The organism is Pseudomonas sp. Ost2 (assembly GCF_018326065.1).
Classification (GTDB): Bacteria; Pseudomonadota; Gammaproteobacteria; order Pseudomonadales; family Pseudomonadaceae; genus Aquipseudomonas; species Aquipseudomonas gingeri.
The window spans coordinates 2,151,636-2,174,230 of sequence record NZ_AP021904.1; the positions used below are offsets into that span (position 1 = coordinate 2,151,636).

Consider the following 22,595-nt stretch of genomic DNA (forward strand, 5'->3'; position numbering starts at 1 on the left):
TGGCCGGGCAGCACTGCCCCGGCGTTCTGCAGAACCCTCGACGATCCTTCGTCGAGGGTTTTTTTATGGCTGGGGATCAGCGCACCGTCACGGTTGCACGCGATGAGATATAGACGTCGGCCGGCAACGAAGTGATCCGCCCCAGCTCGCTGATGACCTCGTAGCGCGCCCGGCCACGCCCGTGCTCGACGGCCATCAGGCGTGCCAGCGGCACCCGGAAGCGAACGCCGTGGCGGATCTCGTGGTCGGTCACCAGCCGCTCGGCGGTGAACTGCGCTTCAACGATCTCGCTGCCCCCCGTCAGGGCATCGAAGCCGAAGAACTGCAGGACGATGCGGTCGCCGGCCTTCATGTTGCGATACGGCGTCACATGCACCACGGTGCCCTCCGGGTCCCGGCGCGGGTCGACCACGTTGAGCACGTTGGCCCCCCTGAACACCGGTTCCAGCAACCCCGCCGAACCACCCGGCAGTTGCATCTGGAAGATCACGGCCACCGACTGCTTGGGCGAATAGGAGGTGTTCGGGTTGCCCTCGCGGGTCACGGTGTACTGTACGCAGATGTCCACTCCGCAGCCCTGTTCGGTAATCAGGCTGTTCGGGACATTGATGACCAGGTAGCAACCGCTGTCGACATCCTGCTGGGTAATCGGGCGTACCAGCGGCTGCGTCGACTTGCCCCAGAACAGATTGATCCGGTCACCGGCCCGGAAGGCGTCGCGCCAGGCGATGACAGCGTCGGCCGACAGCTGTGCATGGTCCTCGTCGAGGTAGTTGTCCAGCGTCCGGGCGTTGGGGTTCTTGCCCTTGATCACCGGTGCGGCCAGTGCTTCGTTGACCACCGTCTGCGGCGTCGGGTCCTGGGGCCCGGGTAATTGCAAAAAAACCTCGAGTTCCAGGTCCGGGGACGTGAAGACCTCGCCATTGCGGCACACCTGGTAGTGCACCTTGGCCGGACCGTCGCCATGGCGGGAGATGGCCAGGTAGCGCACCATCACGTTCAGCAGCAGGGGTTTTTCCAGCTCATGGGCACTGACGACACGCCGGCCGGAGGCTTGCTCGCCGTTCCAGAACACCCGGATCTCGTCGCCAATGGCGACATGCTCGTAGCGGGGCACGGCGATTTTCACGCCGATGCGGGCGTGTACATCGTGCACCTGGCCGTCCTCGATCTGCAAGGCAACCGGGGCCGGCAGGTTGGCCGGCAGTTGCTGCAACTGCAGCTTGAGGGTGACCGGCTGCGAACGTACCGAGGTATTGCCGGCCCGGTCGCGCACGCTGTAGCTGACGGGGAAGTCGCCGTTGCCCAGTTGTTCGAGGAAGCCGCGCTCGACGGTGATCTGCACTTTGTCGGTCCCGGGTTCATCGGGCTGTACCGTGTACGCGGGGCCGGACTGTTCACCCCAGTAGCTCTGGATGACATCGCCCCATTTCATCTCGAAGTAGCCGGGAACGGTGGCGGTGAGCCGGTTGCCAAGCTCGATCAGCTCGCTGTTGGTCAGGCCGTCCAGGGCCTGCTCCGGGAGGATCGGGGCGGCGAGGAGGGTGCCGCCGGGTGGGGTGCGGTCGATGATAATGGGGGCGGTATCAGAGTCGACGGACTCCTGGCTGATAGTGTCATATGCCTTGTATTGGAGTTTGTTCTCTCCTTCGCCGGATAGCAGCTCCACAGGCAATGACAAGGTCAGCAGATCCCCTGTTTGATAATTCTCCAGAGAGACAGGCGACCCTGCCAGGACCCCGTTCCAAATCAGTTGGCAGGTTTCCGCAGGGTCGACGTTGTCCCACACGGTGACTGTAACAGCCAGGGGCTGGTTCAGATCGGCCACTTGCAACAGCCCATCCTCCGGGGCGGCAACGGCAACAAACGGGGCTTTCAGAAAAGTGGATTGGGTTTGACTCGCTAAATCCTTCATAAGGATATCCCTGTAATCTAATTGAGTGTTGTCAGTCGTTTTCACACTCGGACACGTCGGCGTTTATTGCCGGTGTTGTGTGTCGTCGCGTGCTTATCTGGCAAATAAGGCATTCAAGTCTTGGATGAAAGGTAACTGTCTGTGCGATATAGTGCCAAGAGCTCAACGAATAGTAAGTTCGATGTGTTGTCAAGAGTTTTGCGCAAGTAAGTTTGTTTGTCTGGCTTATGTAAGTTTTGAGTTTATATATATAAGGAAAATTCTTACTTCTTAAAAAGAAAAGTTTCTGATTTCGTCCGCGCAATAAAAAACCCGATGATTATCAGTCATCGGGTTTGTTGGGTTGCCTGTTGCTCTGTCAGCGATTGAAACGCTCCACCAGAGAGTATTGCGTGTTGGCCGTATGGGTCAGCTCCTCACTCAATTGGGCCGAGTTGTGCGCCTGTTCCGAAGTCTGGTCAGCCAGTTGCGCAATAGTGCTGATATTGCGGCTGATCTCTTCGGCCACGGAACTCTGTTCCTCGGTGGCAGCGGCGATCTGGGTGGTCATGTCGGTGATATTGGCCACCGCCTCGCTGATGCCCACCAGCGCGGCATCGGCCTCGAGGACCCGGGCCACACCTTCCTGGGCCTGGCGATGACCGGCGTCCATGGTCTGCACGGCGGTGCCGGCGGTCTGTTGCAGCTTGGCGATCAGGGCATGGATCTGCCCGGTGGACTCGCTGGTGCGCTGCGCCAGCTGGCGTACTTCGTCGGCAACCACCGCGAAGCCACGGCCCATTTCCCCGGCGCGGGCCGCTTCGATGGCGGCGTTCAGGGCCAGCAGGTTGGTCTGGTCGGCGATGCCCTTGATCACATCGACCACGCCACCGATCTCGTCGCTGTCCTTGGCCAGCTGGGTCACGGTACCGCCGGTTTCCCCGACCACCACCGACAGTCGCTCGATGGCTTCGCGGGTTTCCCCGGCGATGTCGCGGCCACGACGGGTCAGGCGATTGGCTTCCTGGGTGGCGTCGGCCGTGCGCTGGACATGGCTGGCGACTTCCTGGGTGGTGGCGGCCATCTGGTTGACGGCGGTGGCCACCTGTTCGGTTTCCTGGCGCTGGCGATCCAGGCCGCTGGAGCTCTTCTGGGCCAGCTCGTCGGACTGCCGGGCCTGGGCATTGAGGTGCTCGGCGGTATCCTGCAGGCGGGTCAGGCAGGTCTTCAGGCGCGCTTCCTGGCTGAGGATGGACATCTCCAGGCGCGCCTGGGCACCACGGCTGTCGGTGTACATCTGGGCGATCAGTGGGTCCGAGGTGGTCTGTTCGGCCAGGCGCAGCAGGCGCTTGAGACCGCGTTGCTGCCAGCTCAGGCCGAGCAGGCCCAGCGGCACCGAGACGGCGGCGGCGAGGGCGAAGCCCCAGTGGGAGTTGAGCCAGACGCCGATCAGGAAGCTCACCTGGCTGACCAGGATGAACGGCAGCCAGTCCTGCATCACCGGCAGCCACTTGTCGCGCTGGGGAATGGCCGACTTGCCCTGGTTGATGCGCTGGTACAGCGCCTCGGCCCGGCGGATCTGCTCGGCGGTGGGCTTGACCCGCACCGATTCGTAGCCAATCACCTGGTTGCCTTCGAAAACAGGCGTCACATAGGCGTTGACCCAGTAATGGTCGCCGCTCTTGCAGCGGTTCTTGACAATGCCCATCCATGGCAGGCCTTGTTTCAGAGTATTCCACATGTGCGCAAACACCGCCGCCGGGACGTCCGGATGCCGCACCAGATTGTGTGGCGCGCGGATCAGTTCTTCGCGGGAGAACCCACTGATTTCGACGAAGGCGTCGTTGCAGTAGGTGATCACGCCTTTGGCGTCGGTAGTGGAAATCAACCGTTGCTGAGCGGGAAAGGTGCGTTCGCGTTGGGTAATGGGTTGGTTGTTACGCATGGTTTTTCAATCCGCAAGGCTTTGACAGGTTTTCGGCAAGGCAGGGGAAATATTGAATATATTTTTCAACTTCCAGCGCCGGTTCACATTTTCGCCCTTGCGCACTCGTACTCGTCCTTGAATACGAGTCGAACACGCGTGAAGTTAACGCGTTGATTTTTCCGTTTGCGATTTGACCGAACGGAAATACCCATCGAGTACTTCCGTTCCACTTATCACGGTTGCAACATCGGATAAGTAAAGAAAACGAAGTGCAGCGTATTAAGCGCGACATGGGTGACGATAGCCGCAGCCAAACCGCCAAAACGGTAGGCCAGACCATAGCCGACGCCGGCCAGTGTCGCCAGTAACACCCATTGCCAGCCGGCACCCAGGTGCGCCAGCCCGAAGATCAGCGCGGCGCCCAGCAGCGCCAGGGTCTCGCCACGGGGCAAGGACTTGAAGCAGCGGCCCAGGCCTCCCTGGATATAGCCGCGAAACAGGATTTCCTCCACCAGGCTCACCAGCAGCAGGTTGTTCAGCAGCCAGAGCCAGCCCTGTTCCGGCCATTTCGGCGCCCAGTCGACGATGCCCAGGGTAACGGCGCCGCCCAGGGCCAGCAGCGATGTCGCGGCCCCGGCTATCGCCGTGGTGGCCAGGACCCGTGCCGGCGGGCGCTGCCGGACCAGCCACGGGCAGACCAGCAGCAACCAGAAGCCGATCAGCGGCTTGTCGAGATTGAGGTACAGGGTGAACGGCACGGCATCCGGGGTGAAGCGCACCGCGCTGATCATCCGGCCATTGCCGAAGCCGGGCAGCCAGTGCAGCGCCAGGCCGACGGCGACCAGCAGGAACAGGCCGTGGCCCAGGTAACGCAGCGGGCGATTGCGTTGCTGGAATGCCGCGGCGCCGGAGGCCAGCAGCAGGGCGAAGGCGATCAGGCTGGGCAGGCCCAGGTGGCCCACGCTCAATGCCAGGGCATAACCAAGGGAAAGCAGGGCCAGGTAAGCCCAGGGCAGAGCAGACATGCAGGGTCCTCGAGTCGTTGAACAGTAAAGCCCGGTCGTCTGGGCGAGGGATTATAACGTCCGGTCCAGAGCGCTTGGCCAATGAAAAACACCGGCATGGCCGGTGTTTTTTCAACCACGCTCGAGGGCGATCACGGCTGTGCCGGAGGCGGGTACTTGCCGTGGCTGGACACGATCTTCAGCGGCTCCTTGAATTTCGAGCCTTTCAAGGGCAGGTCGGGCATGACGCCATTTTGCAGCGGACCCTTGATCAGGAAGATATTGTCGCCCGAGAGCCCTTCGCCGGAAATCTTGTGCAAGGTCCAGCCTTCCGGCAGTTCGGACGTTCTCAATTCGAAGTAATGAGAGACGCGTGCCTTCTGCTGGGTGCGCCCGTGCAGTTTGCCAAAGATATTCTGGGAGAGTTTCTCCGGTGCAAGGCTGCCCGGTGCCAGGTCGGTCACGTAGATGCCATAGTCGGTACGGGTAAAGTCGCCCAACGGACTTTGCCGGGTGACCGGCAGGTGCATGTGCAAGGCCGTACCGTAGCCACTTCCGCGAATGGCGGCGTATTTGTCCCGGCCCATGTACTTGTACATGAACTCGCTCCACTCCGACCTTGGAATCTCCCGGCTTCTCAAGTTCGGACAATGGGGAACACTCTCGAAGTGTCGACTGGTCACCGGCGGCGATTCGGCGCTCTCGGGCGCCGGGCGTTTCTGCCGTGAAAGGATATCCGTGGAAGTTGCAGGTGCAGACGTAGGCGTAGATGTTTTTGCCTCCTGCAATGTTGTCTCATGGAGTTTTTTCCAGGATGTTGATTGAAGGCTGTCTCCCTGCATTTGCACATAGAACTTGTTCCGCAGTGCACGACTGGGAAGGATGCTTTCTATTTTTCCGTGGTATTGAGTGAGTTGCCTGGAACTGAGCGCCGCCCAGGCGTTATCGCCATCACGGACGGCAATGCTCCAGGTCTCGTCCGGACTCTTCACCAGAAACTTCTGCGTGGGCAGCGTGCCCGGCTGATTGTTGGTCTTACTGTAGAAGGCATGTACGTCGACCGAGTTGGCTTCCGGCCGCCGTTTTATCCGGATTACCCGGGTGTCCGCGCCAATGAAGAAGTCGAGCTTGGGAAGGGGCCTGATCGGTAGCGTGTCTTCCAGGGCGGCGCAGCCCAGTGCGGGCGCGGCAAGCATTTTATCGAAGGGCAGCCCGGCCGCGCCCGGGAGCTGGCGAACAGGTCGCGGGCAGCCGTTGTGCTTGCGGAACCTGCCGGTGATGTGGTCGCCTGCCGAGTCAAGCTGCTGTCCGAACGCCTGCCGGGCATCGTTAAGTGCTTGCGTCGCCCGACCCTTGGCATTGCGTATGTTGTGCCAGAGTTTATTGACGGTACGTGCGAGTGTCCGCGGGCTGTACAAGGGAAGGGGCGAGACGGAAAAAAGGCTCTCGCCCACGGCTTGGGTCAGTTGCAGGCCGCTTTTGCGCAGGCCTTGTCGGAATGCCTGATTGGCCAGGCCGGCGCTGACGCCACTGCCCACTTTGTTCAGGGTCTGCCATAAGCCACCGATGGCGGTTCGGCGGACAGTCTCTCCCGCCGCGCTGGTGAACGCGTGCTGTCCGATGGCGAACACCTGGTTTCTCAGCCCCTGGCCCAGGGACGTCTGCAGGCCCGCGCGAACCGCCGTGGCCAATGTCTTGACCGCGGAACCCACGCCTTTGGCACCGGGAAGCGCCGTCAGGGCAATCTCCATGACCAGGCCGAGGTGGTCCTCGTTGCTTCGCTCGGCGGCGGGTTTGGCAAAGTAGTCGTAGAACGGAATCAGCGACAGGAGGCTGAAGCGTTCTCCCCGGTTATGGGGCGGGAGGGTGTTTTGCTCCTTGGAATGACTGACCTCCCAGATCATGGGCGTATCCCATACCGGCGTGACCAGCTTGTCGATGACCTGTCGGGCGGTGCTGGCGGGGTCGCCTGGGCAGAGTCGGCCGGCGTTGAGCCCGGCGTGCCATTCGCCGGCTTCCAATCCGACCCCGGCAGGAATACCGGCTCTTACCAGTCGGCCTCCCACCGACGCCGGCTTGGGCAGCAGCATGGCGGAGCGGCTCCAGATATCAATCCAGCTGGTGCCCAGTCCGTCATCCGCCTTCAGGATATTCAGGAAGTGGCTTTGACTGCCCTCCAGCGGTTCGAACTCGACGACGGCCAATGTTCCGGCCTTGTAGAACAGCGAGTGGCGTGACGAGGGAGCGAGGATGCGCCAGCGCCCGCGGTCAAGGGCATGCAGTTTCTGCAGTGGCAGGCCCTGAAAGATCAGTTCGAGTTGCGACTTGACGATGGGCTGGTACTTCTCTCTGTAGCGGGTCGAATCCTCCGTGAACTTTGTGAGGAGCGCGTTTCTCTGGGCCAGGAAATAGTCGTGTTGCACCATGTTCATGCCGCACAGGAAAGCGTCGAGGGTACTGATGTCCCGATCACCGAAGCGCGCATCGGGATCGGCACCCAGGGCCCAGAGTTGCACGCTCGCCATGGCACGCAGATCCGGCGCCCGCTCATGTTGCACTGACAGCAACTGCGCCTGGTTTCGTTCTTCTGCCTCCCTGGTCAGGTCGAGCCATTCCATGGCGTTGGCATAACCCCAGGCGCGCGCGGTGGCGGCGGTCTGCTCGCCCAGGATGAGGCCGCTCAGCTCGCTGAGTGGATTTTCCGCCGGGGCCCTGGCGGAAGAAAGCCTTTCGGCGTCGCCTGTTTCCTGCGAGTCGATATCGAGATCGTTCTGCCTGGCGATACCCTTGGCCATTGCCACCACCTCGGCGATCGAACAGGCCATCGAGGCACGGGGCGTGATTTCGTTGAGCAGTCGCGCCGCCCAGCGCAGGGTGATCGCGGCAGCATCACTCTGATAATCCAGGGTCAGGTCGTCGCTGTCCCGCAGGAACAGCTCCGGGCGTGCGCGTTGCAGCAGCAGGCCCGCGAGAAAGGTGGCGTGGCCTTTCTGGTCGGTCACTTGCTGGTCCATGAGGCGTGCGTGGATGGGCGTGATCAAGTGTTCCCTGAGATGGCCCCATGTCTGGAATTCGGGGCCCGGCACCGTACCGCCAAGGTCGGGGCCCAGTTGCCACAGGTCCTTCACCGCTGGCCAGGCGATATCCAGCAGCGTTTCCACGAGCAGGCAGGCCTGCTCGCCCGGGGTCAGTGCCGCTGGCGTCGCGGATGCCGGGGCCTGGGTCATTTGCGCGGCCCATTCCGTGAATTTCGGCAAGCCTTGCAGTAGCTGGTAGTGTTCGAACGCGCCCCACGCCGGCAGCGCCTGGATAAAGGGGGCGCTCAAGCCGATCTTGTCGAGCACGCGTGAGGCGAATGCCGGTGCCGACGCGCTTTCCTTGCTGGCGTCCTGTAGCTGTTGTCGGTTGGCGGCGAAAGTGGCGCCCGCGTCCTCCAGCAGGAGCACCGTTTCCGCCACGGGGATTTCAGCCGGTTTTGCCGGTTCGATCCCGGGCCTCCAGGCACTGGCGGGGATGTACTGCCGTGTCAGCAGTGTGCTTCGGAACACCAGTTCCAGCAGATCCATCTGCGGATCGGCGGCCACCCAGGGCGCGATAAATGCTGGTATCGAGGAAAAGCCGTTGTCGGCAATAACCGTCGCGGAGGCTGCAAGGCCGCGCACCAGTCGCCGGAGAATAGCCCAGGCGCCCGCCGCCGATCGGATCTGCATGCCGGTGAAGTCTGACAGGAGGACATGAAGATCCGCCTTGCGACAGAGGTACGAAAGCGCGCGATTGGCCTCATCGAGAGTCGATGCGTGTTTCAGCGCCATCAGCGGTGTCGGCGTCATCCCCGTCATATCCTGGTGCATGGCTACGTAGGGGTAGAAGGCGTAGGGATAGAGAGCTTCGGTAATGCTGCGGGTCTGGCTCCAGCGTTCGCTGGCCCGGCTGCGCAGTTGTTCTTCGCCGAGCACGCTGGCGCAAGGATCCTGGGGAAGGATGGAGAAAACCGCTTCGTCGTCCGGCCCCGCCAATGCCTTCAGGGTGCTCTCGACTTGGCGCAGGCCTCCGGTATGGGTGTCCAGCGCGATACGCTGGAGTCCCAGGGCGAAATGAACAGCCACCGGCTGCGCGTCCGCCGGGATCGGCAAACCCAGTACATCGCCTGAGGGTTTGCGTTCGGCACCCTCGATGTTTTCCGTGGTGGTCGAGCAGAATTCGCTCTTTATATCGAAAGGCGCCAGGGTATCGTCGTATGACCAGCGGGCCATGGCATAGGCAGTCAATCGCAAGTCGCTTCGACTGCCGATCTGGCTCGCGTATTCAGGCAGCATTTCCTTGAGCAGCCTGGCGCAGAACAGTTGCACGTCCGCCCGTTCGAGAAAGTGCAGGCAACGCTGCAACAGGTCTTTTTCGTCCTTGAAAGGACTGTTGTCGATGCTGCCGAGGTTTTCGCGGATCCAGTCATTGAACAGTAAATAGTGTTCCCGGTAATTTCCGTTGGCCGTGGCGGCATCGACCGCATCCATGAACACCTCCGGCGATGAATACAGGAGATGGTTGCACGCGGCACAGTACCAGGGTACTTCGACATTGTTCGCGGTATAGCGGCGTCCATCGGGCAGGGGGCGTGAGTTGTCTTGCTCCGTGCCGTCCAGCAAGGCTCGTGCCTGGCTGGCGACCTTGACCAGGGGTTGGCTGATGTCAGCCCAGTAACTCTTCGGGCCTTCATGGCGATCATCGGACAAGAAATTGTCCGGCAGGTTGTTTTCCGTCCTGAACAAGTCAAAGGCGTAGGTGAGATAACTGTCGGTCTTGTCCAGAATCGTGCGAAGAGTGGTCGAAGGGTGGCGATACTCATCTTTCGCCGTCAGCAGTTTCGAATGGGCGACATCGAATACCGACGCTGAAAGCCCTCCCGTAACTCCGGCCTGGTCGACGACCGCCAGGAAAGAGGCGGCTGCCGCGGCGAGGCAAGTTTCTGCGGTGTATCCGGAGACTGGGGGAACAAGTTGCGGGCGCGAAGTTGCGTGGGATTGAGCGGTTTTCAGAAAAGCCTGTTCAAATTGTATTGAGTTCTTGTTCATGCAAGTTGTCTTTTTGTAGTTGTGGGGCTTGCCTCCAGTTTAGATAGGCTCGAATTTAAATTGAAAGTGCTCGAAAGTTTACTGGCTTACTTGTCGGTGCGGGAGGAAGTTTCAGCGCAATAAGGAAACTATCAGTTTGTCTGTAGGATAATATTCGGCAATAAAAGGCCGGGTCTGCAACCTGCGCCCTGTGGAAAGCGCACCGGCCAGGGCCGGTACGCTTTCACGCGGGATGACAGGAAATACTCAGGAAGCAATCAGTTGCCGCAATACATAGTGCAGGATTCCCCCGGCTTTGAAGTATTCCACTTCATTGAGCGTGTCGATCCGACACAACACGTCGACTTTTTCCTGGCTGCCGTCCTCACGGGTCAGGGTCAGTTGCAGGTTCATCCGCGGTTGCAGTTCGGCGCCGCTCAAGCCGCTGATGCTCAGGGTTTCCTTGCCGGTCAGGCGCAGGCTCTTGCGATTCTGGTCAAGCTTGAATTGCAGCGGCAGCACGCCCATGCCCACCAGGTTGGAGCGGTGGATACGTTCGAAGCTCTCGGCGATCACCGCCTTGACGCCCAGCAGGTTGGTGCCCTTGGCCGCCCAGTCACGGCTGGAGCCGGTGCCGTATTCCTGGCCGGCGATCACCACCAGCGGCGTGCCTTCGGTCTGATAACGCATGGCCGCATCGTAGATCGCCAGCTTTTCGCCCGAAGGCACATGCAGGGTATTGCCGCCTTCTTCGCCGCCGAGCATTTCGTTGCGGATGCGGATATTGGCGAAGGTGCCGCGCATCATCACTTCATGGTTGCCGCGGCGTGAACCGTAGGAGTTGAAGTCCCGTGGTTCCACGCCCTGTTCGCGCAGATAGCGTCCGGCCGGGCTGTCGGCCTTGATATTGCCGGCGGGGGAGATGTGGTCGGTGGTCACCGAATCCCCCAGCAATGCCAGTACCCGGGCGCCCTTGATGTCCTCGACCACCGGCAGGGGCCCGGTGATATCGTCGAAGAACGGCGGGTGCTGGATATAGGTCGAGTCCTTCTGCCAGACATAGGTGGCGGCCTGGGGGACTTCAATCGCCTGCCACTGGGCGTCACCGGCAAACACCTCGGCGTATTCCTTGTGAAACATCGCGGTATTGACCTGGGCCACGGCGTCGGCGATTTCCTTCTGGCTCGGCCAGATATCGCGCAGGTACACCGGTTTGCCATCGCTGCCGGTGCCCAGCGGTTCGCGGCTGATATCGAGGCGCACGCTGCCCGCCAGGGCGTAGGCCACCACCAGCGGCGGCGAGGCCAGCCAGTTGGTCTTGACCAGCGGATGGACGCGGCCTTCGAAGTTGCGGTTGCCGGACAGTACCGAGGCGACGGTCAGGTCCGATTGCTGAATGGCTTTCTCGATCGGTTCCGGCAGCGGTCCGGAGTTGCCGATGCAGGTGGTGCAACCGTAGCCGACCAGGGCAAAACCCAGTTCATCGAGGTAGCGGGTGAGACCGGCGGCCTTGTAGTAGTCGGTGACCACCTTGGAGCCGGGGGCCAGGGAGCTCTTGACCCAGGGCTGGCGCTTCAGGCCTTTCTCCACGGCCTTCTTCGCCAGCAGCCCGGCGGCCATCATCACGCTGGGGTTGGAGGTATTGGTGCAGGAGGTAATGGCGGCAATCACCACCGCGCCATCCTTCAGGCGGTAGGTATGGCCTTCATAGCTGTAGTCGACGCCGCCGACCTGATCCGCATTGCCGACGGCGACACCGCCGCCGCCCTCGCTTTCCAGGCGACCTTCTTCCTTGCTCGCGGGTTTGAGCTGCAAGCCCATGAAGTCACTGAAGGCCTGGGCGACATTCGGCAGCGAGACCCGGTCCTGCGGGCGTTTCGGCCCGGCCAGGCTGGCCTCGACGCTGCCCATGTCGAGGGCCAGGCTGTCGCTGAACAACGGCTCCTGGCCCGGCAGGCGCCAGAGTCCCTGGGTCTTACTGTAGGCCTCCACCAGTTCCACGGTGGCGGCCGGCCGGCCGGACAGGCGCAGATAATCCAGCGTGACCTCGTCCACCGGGAAGAAACCGCAGGTGGCGCCATATTCCGGGGCCATGTTGGCGATGGTCGCGCGGTCCGCCAGGGGCAGTTCGGCCAGGCCGTCGCCGTAGAACTCGACGAATTTGCCGACCACGCCTTTCTTGCGCAGCATCTGCGTCACGGTCAGCACCAGGTCGGTGGCGGTGATGCCTTCCTTGAGCTTGCCGGTGAGCTTGAAGCCGATCACTTCGGGAATCAGCATCGACACCGGCTGGCCGAGCATCGCCGCTTCCGCCTCGATGCCGCCGACGCCCCAGCCGAGCACGCCGAGGCCGTTGATCATGGTGGTGTGGGAGTCGGTGCCGACCAGGGTGTCGGGGAAGGCATAGGTGCGGCCGTCCTCGTCCTTGGTCCAGACCGTGCGCCCCAGGTACTCGAGGTTGACCTGATGGCAGATGCCGGTGCCCGGCGGCACCACGCTGAAGTTGTCGAAGGCGCTCTGGCCCCAGCGCAGGAAGGCATAGCGTTCGCCGTTGCGCTCCATCTCGATATCGACGTTCTGGCCGAACGCCGCCGCTGTGGCGAACTTGTCGACCATCACCGAGTGGTCGATCACCAGGTCGACCGGCGACAGCGGGTTGATCCGCTGCGGATCGCCGCCGGCCCTGGCCACGGCGGCACGCATGGCGGCCAGGTCGACCACCGCCGGCACGCCGGTGAAGTCCTGCATCAGGACCCGGGCCGGGCGGTACTGGATTTCCCGGTCGGAACTGCGTGTCTTGAGCCAGGCGGCGAGTGCCTTGAGGTCGGTGCCGGTGACGGTCTTGCCGTCCTCCCAGCGCAGCAGGTTTTCCAGCAGGACCTTGAGCGACATCGGCAGCTTGTCCAGGTCGCCGAGCGACTGGGCGGCTTGCGGCAGGCTGAAGTAGTGGTAGGTCTTGGTGCCTACATTCAGGGTTTTAAGGGTTTTCAGGCTATCGAGCGATGACATGAAATGACTCCTTGAGGCCCGCACGGCACGGGCCGGGTGGAACGAACAGAGCCTTGAATCTAGCTCCGTTCGGGGGATCTGGCTAATCACTGGACTCTATGGGGCAGTCCAAGGTTCCGAACTCGGCTATCATGCGCAGGTTTAAATGACAGGCTTGGCTTCGATTACAGGAGCCGGCTTGCCGGCGATGAGGTCGCAGAGTCCGTGCAAGCCTCCTCGTCACAGTCGCCCAGCCCAGGAATTTTTTGTGAACACCCTCTTTATGCACTGCCGGCCAGGTTTCGAAGGCGAAGTCTGTTCCGAGATCTCCGAGCACGCCGCGAACCTGAATGTCGCCGGTTACGCCAAGGCCAAGGCCAGCAGCGCCTATGCCGAATTCGTCTGCACCGAGGACGATGGCGCTGCGCGGCTGATGGCCGGCCTGCGCTTTGCCGACCTGATCTTCCCGCGCCAGTGGGCCCGGGGCAGCTTCATCGACCTGCCGGAAACCGACCGCATCAGCGTGATCCTTGCCCAACTGGCGACATTCCCGCTCTGTGGCAGCCTCTGGCTGGAGGTGGTCGATACCAATGACGGCAAGGAACTGTCGAACTTCTGCAAGAAATTCGAAGGACCGTTGCGCAAGGCCCTGACCCAGGCCGGCAAGCTGGTGGAGGATGCCGGCAAGCCACGCTTGCTGCTGACCTTCAAGAGCGGCAGGGAAGTCTTTCTCGGCATGGCCGAGGCGGATAATTCGGCGATGTGGCCGATGGGCATCCCGCGCCTGAAGTTTCCCAAGGACGCGCCGAGCCGCTCCACCCTCAAGCTGGAAGAGGCCTGGCACCACTTCATCCCCCGCGATCAGTGGGAAGAGCGGCTCAATGGCGACATGACCGGCGTCGACCTCGGCGCGGCTCCTGGCGGCTGGACCTGGCAACTGGTCAATCGCGGCATGCTGGTGACCGCCATCGACAACGGCCCGATGGCCGAAAGCCTGATGGACACCGGGCTGGTCCAGCACCTCATGGCCGACGGCTTTACCTTCAAGCCGAAACAGCCGGTGGACTGGATGGTCTGCGACATCGTCGAGAAGCCGGCGCGCAATGCCGCCTTGCTGGAAACCTGGATCGGCGAGGGGCATTGCCGCGAAGCGGTGGTCAACCTCAAGCTGCCGATGAAGCAGCGTTATGCCGAGGTCCGGCGCCTGCTGGAGCGGATCGAGGAAGGCTTCAAGGCCCGCGGCATCCGGGTGGCGATCGGCTGCAAGCAGCTGTATCACGACCGTGAGGAAGTCACCTGCCATCTGCGTCGACTGGATATGAAAAAGCCGCGATAATGCCGAACCGGTTTCAGGAGTTAAGCATGACCCAGCCCCATGACCCCAATGTTGACGGCACCCTCGATGCCACCGGCCTCAACTGCCCCGAGCCGGTGATGATGCTGCACCAGCATATCCGCGACCTGCAGCCCGGCGGCCTGCTCAAGGTGATCGCCACCGACCCGTCGACCCGTCGCGATATCCCCAAGTTCTGTGTGTTCCTCGATCACGAACTGGTGGAGCAACGGGAAGAGTCCGGCACTTACCTGTACTGGATCCGCAAGAAGCTCGGCTAGACGGCCACGACCTGCCGGAGCCTAGCCCCGGCTCATCCGGATCCGCTTGCGCGCACTGCGTGCCAGGCGGATCGACAGCATCACCGCCGCGCACGACAGCCCGACGATCAAGCCCACCCACAGCCCGCTGGGGCCGCTCGGTGCACCGAACCAGTCGGTCAGGCCAAGGGCGTAGCCCACCGGCAGGCCGATTCCCCAATAGGCGAACAAGGTCAGGATCATGGTCACCCGGGTGTCCTGGTAGCCGCGCAACGCCCCGGCTGCGGTGACCTGGATCACATCCGAGATCTGGAACAGCGCCGCATACACGATCAGCATGCTCGCCACCTGGATCACCACCGGATCGCGGGTGTAGACCGTCGCGATAGGCTCGCGAAGCAGCAACATCAGACTGGCGGAAATACAGCCATAGACCAGCGCGGTGGCCACCCCGACCCCGGCGGTGAAGCGTGCTTCCCGTGGTTGCCCGCGGCCCAGGGCCTGGCCGACGCGCACGGTGATGGCCATGCCGAGGGAGTAGGGGACCATGAACACCAGCCCGCTCATGTTCAGGGCGATCTGGTGCCCGGCCACCACATGGGCACCCAGGCTGCCGATCAGCAGGGCGATCACCGCGAAGATGCTCGACTCGGCGAACACCGCGATGCCGATGGGCAGGCCGATGCCCAGCAGACGCTTGATCACCGGCCATTGCGGCCAGTCGAAATGGCTGAACACCTGGCTCGGTCGATAGACCTTGGCCCAGCGCACCCAGCCGGTCATGCCGAACAGCATCACCCACATCACGATCGCCGTGGCCCAGCCGCAACCGGGACCGCCCATGGCCGGTACGCCGAGGTGGCCGTAGATAAAGACGTAGTTCAACGGAATGTTCAGGGCCAGCCCGCACAGGCCCAGGACCATGCTCGGCCGGGTGCGGCCCATGCCGTCGCTGCAGCAGCGCAGCACATGATAGAGCGCCACCGTCGGCAGGCCGGTGCCGATGCCGCGCAGGTAGTCCATGCACGGGCCGATCAGTTGCGGATCGACTTTCATCAGGTGCAGGACCGGCTCGGCGTTGTAGAGGATCACGCCCGCGCCCAGGCCCACCACCAGCGCCAGCCACAGGGCCTGGCGCACCAGCGGGCCGATCTCGGCCGGCGTGCCGGCACCATGGCGCTGGGCGACTTTCGGCGTGGTCGCCAGCAGGATGCCGGTCATCAGCAGGAACACCGGCACCCAGATCGAGTTGCCCAGCGCCACGGCCGCCAGGTCCCGGGGGCCGACGCGCCCGGCCATGACCGCGTCGACAAAACCCATGGCGGTGTGTGCCAGCTGGGCAATGATGATCGGCAGGGCCAGGCCCAGCAGGTTGCGCACTTCCAGGCGCACCCGTGCCGGGCGGCTGAGGGGCTGGGCGTCCAGGGGAGCAGTAACGGTGTTCACCAGTGATGTATCCAAGTGTTGCGAAGAAAACCGGGGATTCTACGCATTGACGCCAAGGTCAGGAAATTTCCTCTTGTAGTGCATTTGTAATGGGCTTTCTGTCTCCGGGGCCAATCGCCGACTGGCCGCGGCTGGCGATCTGCGCCACACTGCGGGTCCGCGAAAGGAGCCTGCCATGCTGATTGTTGCCGACGAGAATATCCCCCTGATCGATGCCTTTTTTGCCGGTTTCGGCGAGATCCGCCGCCTGCCGGGGCGCGCCATCGATCGCGCGGCGGTGGCCGGGGCGGATGTGCTGCTGGTGCGCTCGGTGACTCCGGTCAGCCGCGAGCTGCTCGAAGGCAGCGCGGTGCGGTTTGTCGGCACCTGCACCATCGGTACCGATCACCTGGACCTGGACTACTTCCAGGAAGCCGGCATCCACTGGTCCAGCGCGCCCGGCTGCAACGCCCGCGGCGTGGTCGACTACGTGCTGGGCAGCCTGCTGACCCTGGCCGAGATCGAGGGCGCCGAACTGGCCCGACGCACCTATGGCGTGATCGGGGCCGGCGAAGTCGGCGGGCGCCTGATCAAGGTCCTGTGCGGCCTGGGCTGGAAGGTGCTGGTCTGCGACCCACCGCGCCAGGCGGCCGAAGGCGGCGATTATGTCGACCTGGAGCAGATCATCGAGCAGTGCGACGTGATCAGCCTGCACACGCCCCTGATCCGTTCCGGGGCGCTGTCGACCTGGCATCTGCTGGATCGCCAGCGGCTGGGGCGACTCCGGCCCGGCACCTGGCTGATCAATGCCGCCCGCGGCCCGGTGGTGGATAACGCCGCCCTGCGCGACGTCTTGTTGGAGCGCGAAGACCTGCAGGCCGTGCTCGATGTATGGGAAGCCGAGCCGCAGGTGGATGTCGAGCTGGCGGAACTCTGCGTGATCGGTTCGCCACACATCGGCGGCTACAGCCTCGACGGCAAGCAGCGCGGCACGGCGCAGATCTACCAGGCCTACTGTGCCTTTATCGGCCAGGCGCCGACGGTCAGCCTCGATGACCTGCTGCCCGCGCCGGGGCTGGCGCAAATCACCCTCAATGCCGACTGCGATCCGGCCTGGGCCATGGCGATGATCTGCCGCGCGGTGTACGACCCGCGCCGCGACGACGCGGACTTTCGCCGCAGCCTGACCGGCAATGTGGCCGAACAGCGGGTGGCGTTCGACCTGCTGCGCAAGCACTATCCCGAGCGGCGTGAAATCGAGGGGCTGGCGGTGAAGATCAATGGCGAGTCGGCGGCGTTGCGGCAACTGGTCCTGGCCCTGGGGGCCGTGCCGGTCTGATCGCGGCGGACAGAAAAAACCCGGCAGCAGGGCCGGGTCGATAAAAGAGTTCGGGCTGTCAGTCTTGCTGCGCAGGCTTGACCAATCGCTGTTCCAGTTCGCGGCAGGCGTCCTGGATCATTTCTTCGGTGATCGGAACTTCGCGTCCTGCTGCGTCGATAATCGCGCAGCCCAGGGCTTCTGGCTTGGGATGACGAATCACCGGGATCTGGTTAGTGCTGTGTTGCAAGTCCATGGCCTGTCTCCTCATCAGGTACTTGGCAAGTGTATAACCGCGGCATGACCAGGCTGTGACAACCTTCTACCGCACATCCTTCTGTCGCACGCCTCATGTCGCGTGGCGCCGCATGACCAGTGCAACAGAAATAAAGGCGGGTCGCCAGCCGGGCGTTAGACCGATCTTCTCTAGGCGCTAGCGTTCGCGGTCATAATCAACCTGACTGATTGCGTTTTGCAGAAGTTCCCTCGAACTTCGGTGTAGGCTCTGTGCATCCCATCACGGATCCGCCTTCATGCTTTCAGCTCGTCAACGCCGGGCCATCCGCCTGGCCAGCCGTTTTGTCGCCCCTTATCGCTGGCAGGCCGTCGGTGCCTTGCTGGCGCTGATCGTCACCGCGGGCATCACCTTGTCCATGGGCCAGGGCATTCGCCTGCTGGTGGACAAGGGGTTCATGACCCAGTCGCCGCACCTGCTCAACCAGTCCATCGGCCTGTTCCTGCTATTGGTGCTGGGGCTGGCGGTGGGGACGTTCGCGCGCTTCTACCTGGTGTCGTGGATCGGCGAACGGGTGGTCGCCGACATTCGCCGGCAGGTCTTCAACCACCTGATCTACCTGCATCCGGGGTTCTACGAGAACAACCGCAGCTCGGAAATCCAGTCGCGGCTGACCGCCGACACCACCTTGCTGCAATCGGTGATCGGCTCCTCACTGTCGCTGTTCCTGCGCAACGCGCTGATGGTCATCGGTGGCGTGGTGCTGCTGTTTATCACCAATCCCAAGCTGACCAGCATCGTGGTGGTCGCCTTGCCGCTGGTGCTGGCGCCGATCCTGATTTTCGGGCGACGGGTGCGCAGCCTGTCGCGCCTGAGCCAGGACCGTATCGCCGACGTCGGCAGCTATGTGTCCGAAACCCTCGGCCAGATCAAGACCGTGCAGGCCTATAACCACCAGGTGCAGGACGAAAGGCGTTTTGCGGTGACCGTCGAAGAGGCCTTCCAGACCGCGCGCAAGCGTATTGTCCAGCGGGCCTGGCTGATCACCCTGGTGATCGTGCTGGTACTCGGGGCGGTGGGCGTGATGCTCTGGGTCGGCGGCATGGACGTGATCGCCGGGAAAATCTCCGGCGGCGAACTGGCGGCCTTCGTCTTCTACAGCCTGATCGTCGGCAGTGCCTTCGGCACCCTCAGCGAAGTGATCGGCGAGCTGCAACGGGCGGCGGGAGCGGCGGAGCGTATCGGCGAGCTGCTGCAGTCGAGCAACGATATCACCGCGCCGAGCAGTGGCCTGGTGCGGCTGGCCGAACGGGTCAGTGGCAACCTGGTGCTGGAGAACCTGCGTTTCAGCTACCCGTCGCGACCGGACAGCTACGCCATCGACGGCCTCGACCTGACCGTCAGGGCCGGTGAAACCCTGGCGCTGGTGGGGCCGTCGGGAGCGGGCAAGTCGACCCTGTTCGACCTGCTGCTGCGTTTCTACGATCCGCAACAGGGCCGCCTGCTGCTCGACGGGCAACCCCTGACCCAACTCGACCCGCTCGATCTGCGACGCTGTTTTGCCCTGGTCTCACAAAGTCCGGCGCTGTTTTTCGGCAGCGTCGAGGAGAACATCCGCTACGGCAACCCGACGGCCAGCGACGAGCAGGTGCGCGAGGCGGCGCGGATCGCCCATGCCCATGACTTCATCATGCAGATGCCCGATGGCTACCGGACCCACCTGGGCGATGGCGGTCTCGGCCTGTCCGGCGGCCAGCGCCAGCGCCTGGCGATTGCCCGGGCGTTGCTGGTGGATGCGCCGATCCTGCTGCTCGACGAAGCCACCAGCGCCCTCGATGCACAGAGCGAACACCTGATCCAGCAAGCCCTGCCGAGCCTGATGCAGGGGCGCACCACCCTGGTGATCGCCCACCGCCTGGCCACGGTACAGAACGCCGACCGGATCGCGGTGATGGATCAGGGCAGGCTGGTCGCCATCGGCACTCACGCCCAGTTGATCGCCAGCAACCCGCTGTATGCGCGATTGGCGGCGTTGCAATTCAATGCCCGGAGTGCAGAGTCCGAAGCACCCCTGCCGCACCAGTAGCCCTCATGAAAAACGGCGCCCGCAGGCGCCGTTCTGGTGTTGCTCGCCCGGACTCAGCGGTATTCGCACAGGTAAGCGGTTTCCACGGCGACTTTCAGCTGGAACTTGCTGTTGGCCGGTACGTTGAACTGGCTGCCGCTGGCGAAGGTTTCCCAGTCGCTGCTGTCGGGCAGCTTGACGGTCAGGGCGCCGGACACCACGTGCATGATTTCACGCTGGGCAGTGCCGAACTCGTATTCGCCCGGAGCCATGACGCCGATGGTGGCCGCGCCTTCGGCTTGTGCGAAGGCAATCGACTTGACGGTGCCGTCGAAGTACTCGTTGACTTTAAACATGGGCGATTCCTCGAAATGAGCTGGAAAATTTGGCCGGTCAGTATGCCGAAGCGGTTTTGCCTCGTCACGCGTTGAAGAAACTGTATTCAGCCCGGCAGGATCAGCGGCAGCAACCGTGCGGTGTTGCGCGCATCTTCCAGCGCCCGATGCTGTTGCCCGCTGAACTGCATGCCCGCCAGTTGCAGGGCGCCGTTCAGGCCCAGGGGCTTTTGCAGCTTGCGGGCCTTGGCGAAACGCTGCTTGAGGTTGGCGTGGGGGATCTGGCTCAGCAGGCTGTTCAGTTGCAGGTGCCGCCAATCCTGTTCCAGTTGCCGACGGTCATAGTCGCCCCAGCTGGCCCAGCCCTCCAGGCGGTCCCGGTGTTGGCCGAGCCAGCGCTCGAATCCTTCCCAGACCTCCGCCAGCGGCGCGGCGCCGTCGATATTGGCCTGGGTGATATGCGTCAGTTCACGGCAAAAAGGCGTCAGCAGCGGCCTGCGCAGGGGCCGTACGAAACGCTGGAAGTGGTCCAGCTCGCGGCCCTCGCGGTTGACCAGGGTCGCACCGATTTCGATGATTTCCATCTCCGCCAGCGGCCAGCCCCCGTCATCCGTCGTGGCTTCCAGATCAATCACCAGCCAGTGCGGCATCTCGAGCTCCGAAGACAGCATCCTAGTCGGCTCAGCGTAGCCAAAGCCAACGCATCCGCCTAGGCTCTGCGTGAAAACTGCCTGATCGGCGCCCGGCGAGTTGTCTTACGGAGCCGGGGTGCCTATTCGACCACCAGCAATACCTGCCGGTTTTTCACCTGGTCGCCGCGAGCCGCCTGGACGCGACTGACCACGCCGTCGATAGCGGCCTTCAGCGGATGCTCCATTTTCATCGCTTCGAGCACCATCAACAGCTGGCCTTTGCGGACCTGGCTGCCCTCGCTGACCAGCACCTCGACGATCGCCCCGTCCATGGGCGCCTTCACCGTGCCGGAACTGGCCGTGGTCCGGCCTGCCACCGGCGCCAGGCTCAGGTCGCGCAGATGCAGGCTGCCGGGGCGGGTGAACAGCCACAGTTGATCGGCGTCCAGGCGATAGGCATGCCGACGTCGTACGCCATCGAGTTCAACCGTTACCCAGCGGCTGTTCCGCTCCAGTACGCGCACTTCGATCTCACGGTCGGCGTGGCGGATCTGCAGCGTCGTATCGGGACGGGCCAGCAGGAGCAGGTCAGCCGTGGTCTCGCCCAGGCCCAGGCGATAGTGCCGGGGGATGCCGGGGTTGTTGCGCCAGTTGGCGAGTCGGCCAGCATGCTGCGCCGCCTGCGCGTCATGGAAAAGCGCCGCCGCCAGCGCCAGTTCGGCACTGGACGGCTGATAGGGCTGCAGGCTCGGATCGGCGCTGAAGTGTTCGCCGATAAAGGCGGTGCTGAAATCGCCGGCGACAAACAACGGATGTCCGAGCAGGTTCGCCAGCAGGCGCTGGTTGCTGGCCAGGCCCAGCAGGACGCAGTCCTCGACCGCGCGCAGGAGCTTGCGCCGGGCTTCTTCGCGTGTCGCGCCATGGGCGATCAGCTTGCCCAGCAAGGGATCGTAGAACGGACTGATCACCTGGCCTTCGAGCAGGCCGTGGTCGATCCGCACACCTTGCGCCAAGTCCGGTTCCCAGCCCAGCAACTGCCCGGTTTGCGGGAGGAAGTCGCGGGCCGGATCTTCGGCATACAGGCGCACCTCGATGGCATGTCCCCGGAGGGTGACCTGCTCCTGGCGCAAGGGCAGCGGCAGTCCGGCGGCGACATCGAGCTGCCAGGCCACCAGGTCGAGGCCGGTGATCAGCTCGGTGACCGGGTGCTCGACCTGCAGGCGCGTATTCATTTCCAGGAAGTAGAAGCGGCCGCGGGCGTCCAGCAGGAACTCCACGGTCCCGGCCCCCACGTAGTTCACCGCGCGCCCGGCCTGCAAGGCCGCTTCGCCCATGGCCTGGCGCAGTGCCTCGGTCATCACCGGGCAGGGGGCTTCCTCGATGATTTTCTGGTGACGGCGCTGGATCGAGCAATCGCGCTCGCCGAGGTACAGCAGGTTGCCGTGCTGGTCGCCGAACAGCTGGATTTCCACATGGCGCGGTTCGACCAGCGCCTGTTCGAGGATCAGTTCGTCGTAGCCAAAGGCGTGCAGCGCCTCGGAGCGGGCGGTACGCAATTGCCCGGCCAGTTGCGCGGGCTCGTCGACCCGGCGCATGCCGCGCCCGCCGCCGCCGGCACTGGCCTTGATCATCAATGGATAACCGATCCGCTCGGCTTCGCGGGCGAGGGTCGCGTCGTCCTGCTCGACGCCCTGGTAGCCGGCGATACAGGGCACGCCGGCGGCCAGCATGGCGATTTTCGAGCGGCGCTTGCTGCCCATCAGTTCGATGGCTTCGGGGCTGGGGCCGATAAAGAGCATGCCGGCCTCCTGGCAGGCCCGGGCAAAGGCGGCGTTCTCCGAGAGAAAGCCGTAGCCGGGGTGAATGGCATCGGCACCGCAGCGGCGCGCGGCGTCGAGCAGGGCCGGGATGTTGAGGTAGGATTCGGCCACCTGTGGCGCGCCGATGCACACGGCTTCGTCGGCCAGTTGCACATGGCGGGCAGCCGCGTCGGCCTCGCTGTAGACGGCGACGGTCCGATAGCCTTGTGCCTTGGCCGTGCGAATCACCCGGCAGGCGATCTCGCCGCGGTTGGCGATCAGGATCTTGTTGAAGGCGGGCATCGGCGCGGTCCTTTGGTCTTGTGTGGGTA

14 protein-coding genes are annotated in these 22,595 nt (G+C 63.3%); 4 read left to right on the forward strand and 10 right to left on the reverse strand.

The features are described from left to right. Positions 1–76 precede the first annotated feature (76 nt). The 5 genes from KI243_RS09615 to acnA form a co-directional block, all read right to left on the reverse strand. Positions 77–1,681 (reverse strand): hypothetical protein, encoded by a 1,605-nt coding sequence (locus KI243_RS09615; RefSeq protein ID WP_244861829.1) that lies wholly within the window; start codon positions 1,679–1,681, stop codon positions 77–79. Positions 1,682–2,273: 592 nt separating this feature from the next. Further along, positions 2,274–3,839 (reverse strand): PAS domain-containing methyl-accepting chemotaxis protein, encoded by a 1,566-nt coding sequence (locus KI243_RS09620; protein ID WP_177084966.1) that lies wholly within the window; start codon positions 3,837–3,839, stop codon positions 2,274–2,276. Between the two features lie 215 nt (positions 3,840–4,054). Next, positions 4,055–4,846 (reverse strand): type II CAAX endopeptidase family protein, encoded by a 792-nt coding sequence (locus KI243_RS09625; RefSeq protein ID WP_212810730.1) that lies wholly within the window; start codon positions 4,844–4,846, stop codon positions 4,055–4,057. Between the two features lie 131 nt (positions 4,847–4,977). After that, positions 4,978–9,894, reverse strand: coding sequence for a hypothetical protein (locus tag KI243_RS09630; protein ID WP_177119585.1), 4,917 nt, complete (start codon positions 9,892–9,894; stop codon positions 4,978–4,980). 246 nt (positions 9,895–10,140) lie between these two features. Further along, positions 10,141–12,882, reverse strand: coding sequence for an aconitate hydratase AcnA (gene acnA, locus KI243_RS09635; RefSeq protein WP_017125707.1), 2,742 nt, complete (start codon positions 12,880–12,882; stop codon positions 10,141–10,143). Positions 12,883–13,129: 247 nt separating this feature from the next. On the opposite strand from acnA, the gene rlmM reads away from it, so the two are divergent. Further along, complete coding sequence (rlmM, locus tag KI243_RS09640; protein ID WP_017125708.1) at positions 13,130–14,197, forward strand: 23S rRNA (cytidine(2498)-2'-O)-methyltransferase RlmM; 1,068 nt, start codon at positions 13,130–13,132, stop codon at positions 14,195–14,197. 26 nt (positions 14,198–14,223) lie between these two features. Beyond that, entirely contained in the window at positions 14,224–14,475 is a 252-nt protein-coding gene (tusA, locus tag KI243_RS09645; protein ID WP_017125709.1) for a sulfurtransferase TusA, read from the forward strand. A 21-nt stretch (positions 14,476–14,496) separates the two neighbouring features. On the opposite strand, the gene KI243_RS09650 is transcribed toward tusA, so the two are convergent. After that, positions 14,497–15,900: an MATE family efflux transporter gene (locus KI243_RS09650; RefSeq protein WP_212810731.1), complete on the reverse strand. Its 1,404-nt coding sequence runs from the start codon at positions 15,898–15,900 to the stop codon at positions 14,497–14,499. Between the two features lie 175 nt (positions 15,901–16,075). Here KI243_RS09650 and pdxB point away from each other — a divergent pair, with 175 nt between their 5' ends. After that, positions 16,076–17,218 (forward strand): 4-phosphoerythronate dehydrogenase PdxB, encoded by a 1,143-nt coding sequence (gene pdxB, locus KI243_RS09655; protein WP_178991107.1) that lies wholly within the window; start codon positions 16,076–16,078, stop codon positions 17,216–17,218. Between the two features lie 58 nt (positions 17,219–17,276). Here the strand turns inward: pdxB and KI243_RS09660 are convergent, their stop codons facing one another. Beyond that, entirely contained in the window at positions 17,277–17,453 is a 177-nt protein-coding gene (locus KI243_RS09660; protein WP_017125712.1) for a PA1571 family protein, read from the reverse strand. 277 nt (positions 17,454–17,730) lie between these two features. On the opposite strand from KI243_RS09660, the gene KI243_RS09665 reads away from it, so the two are divergent. Beyond that, positions 17,731–19,518, forward strand: coding sequence for an ABC transporter transmembrane domain-containing protein (locus tag KI243_RS09665; RefSeq protein ID WP_017125713.1), 1,788 nt, complete (start codon positions 17,731–17,733; stop codon positions 19,516–19,518). A 53-nt stretch (positions 19,519–19,571) separates the two neighbouring features. Here the strand turns inward: KI243_RS09665 and KI243_RS09670 are convergent, their stop codons facing one another. From KI243_RS09670 to KI243_RS09680, 3 genes are all read right to left on the reverse strand, one after another. Then, complete coding sequence (locus KI243_RS09670; RefSeq protein WP_017125714.1) at positions 19,572–19,853, reverse strand: pyrimidine/purine nucleoside phosphorylase; 282 nt, start codon at positions 19,851–19,853, stop codon at positions 19,572–19,574. Positions 19,854–19,939: 86 nt separating this feature from the next. Then, entirely contained in the window at positions 19,940–20,482 is a 543-nt protein-coding gene (locus tag KI243_RS09675; RefSeq protein ID WP_042935228.1) for an exonuclease domain-containing protein, read from the reverse strand. 122 nt (positions 20,483–20,604) lie between these two features. Beyond that, positions 20,605–22,566 (reverse strand): acetyl/propionyl/methylcrotonyl-CoA carboxylase subunit alpha, encoded by a 1,962-nt coding sequence (locus KI243_RS09680; protein WP_103032519.1) that lies wholly within the window; start codon positions 22,564–22,566, stop codon positions 20,605–20,607. Positions 22,567–22,595: the final 29 nt, after the last annotated feature.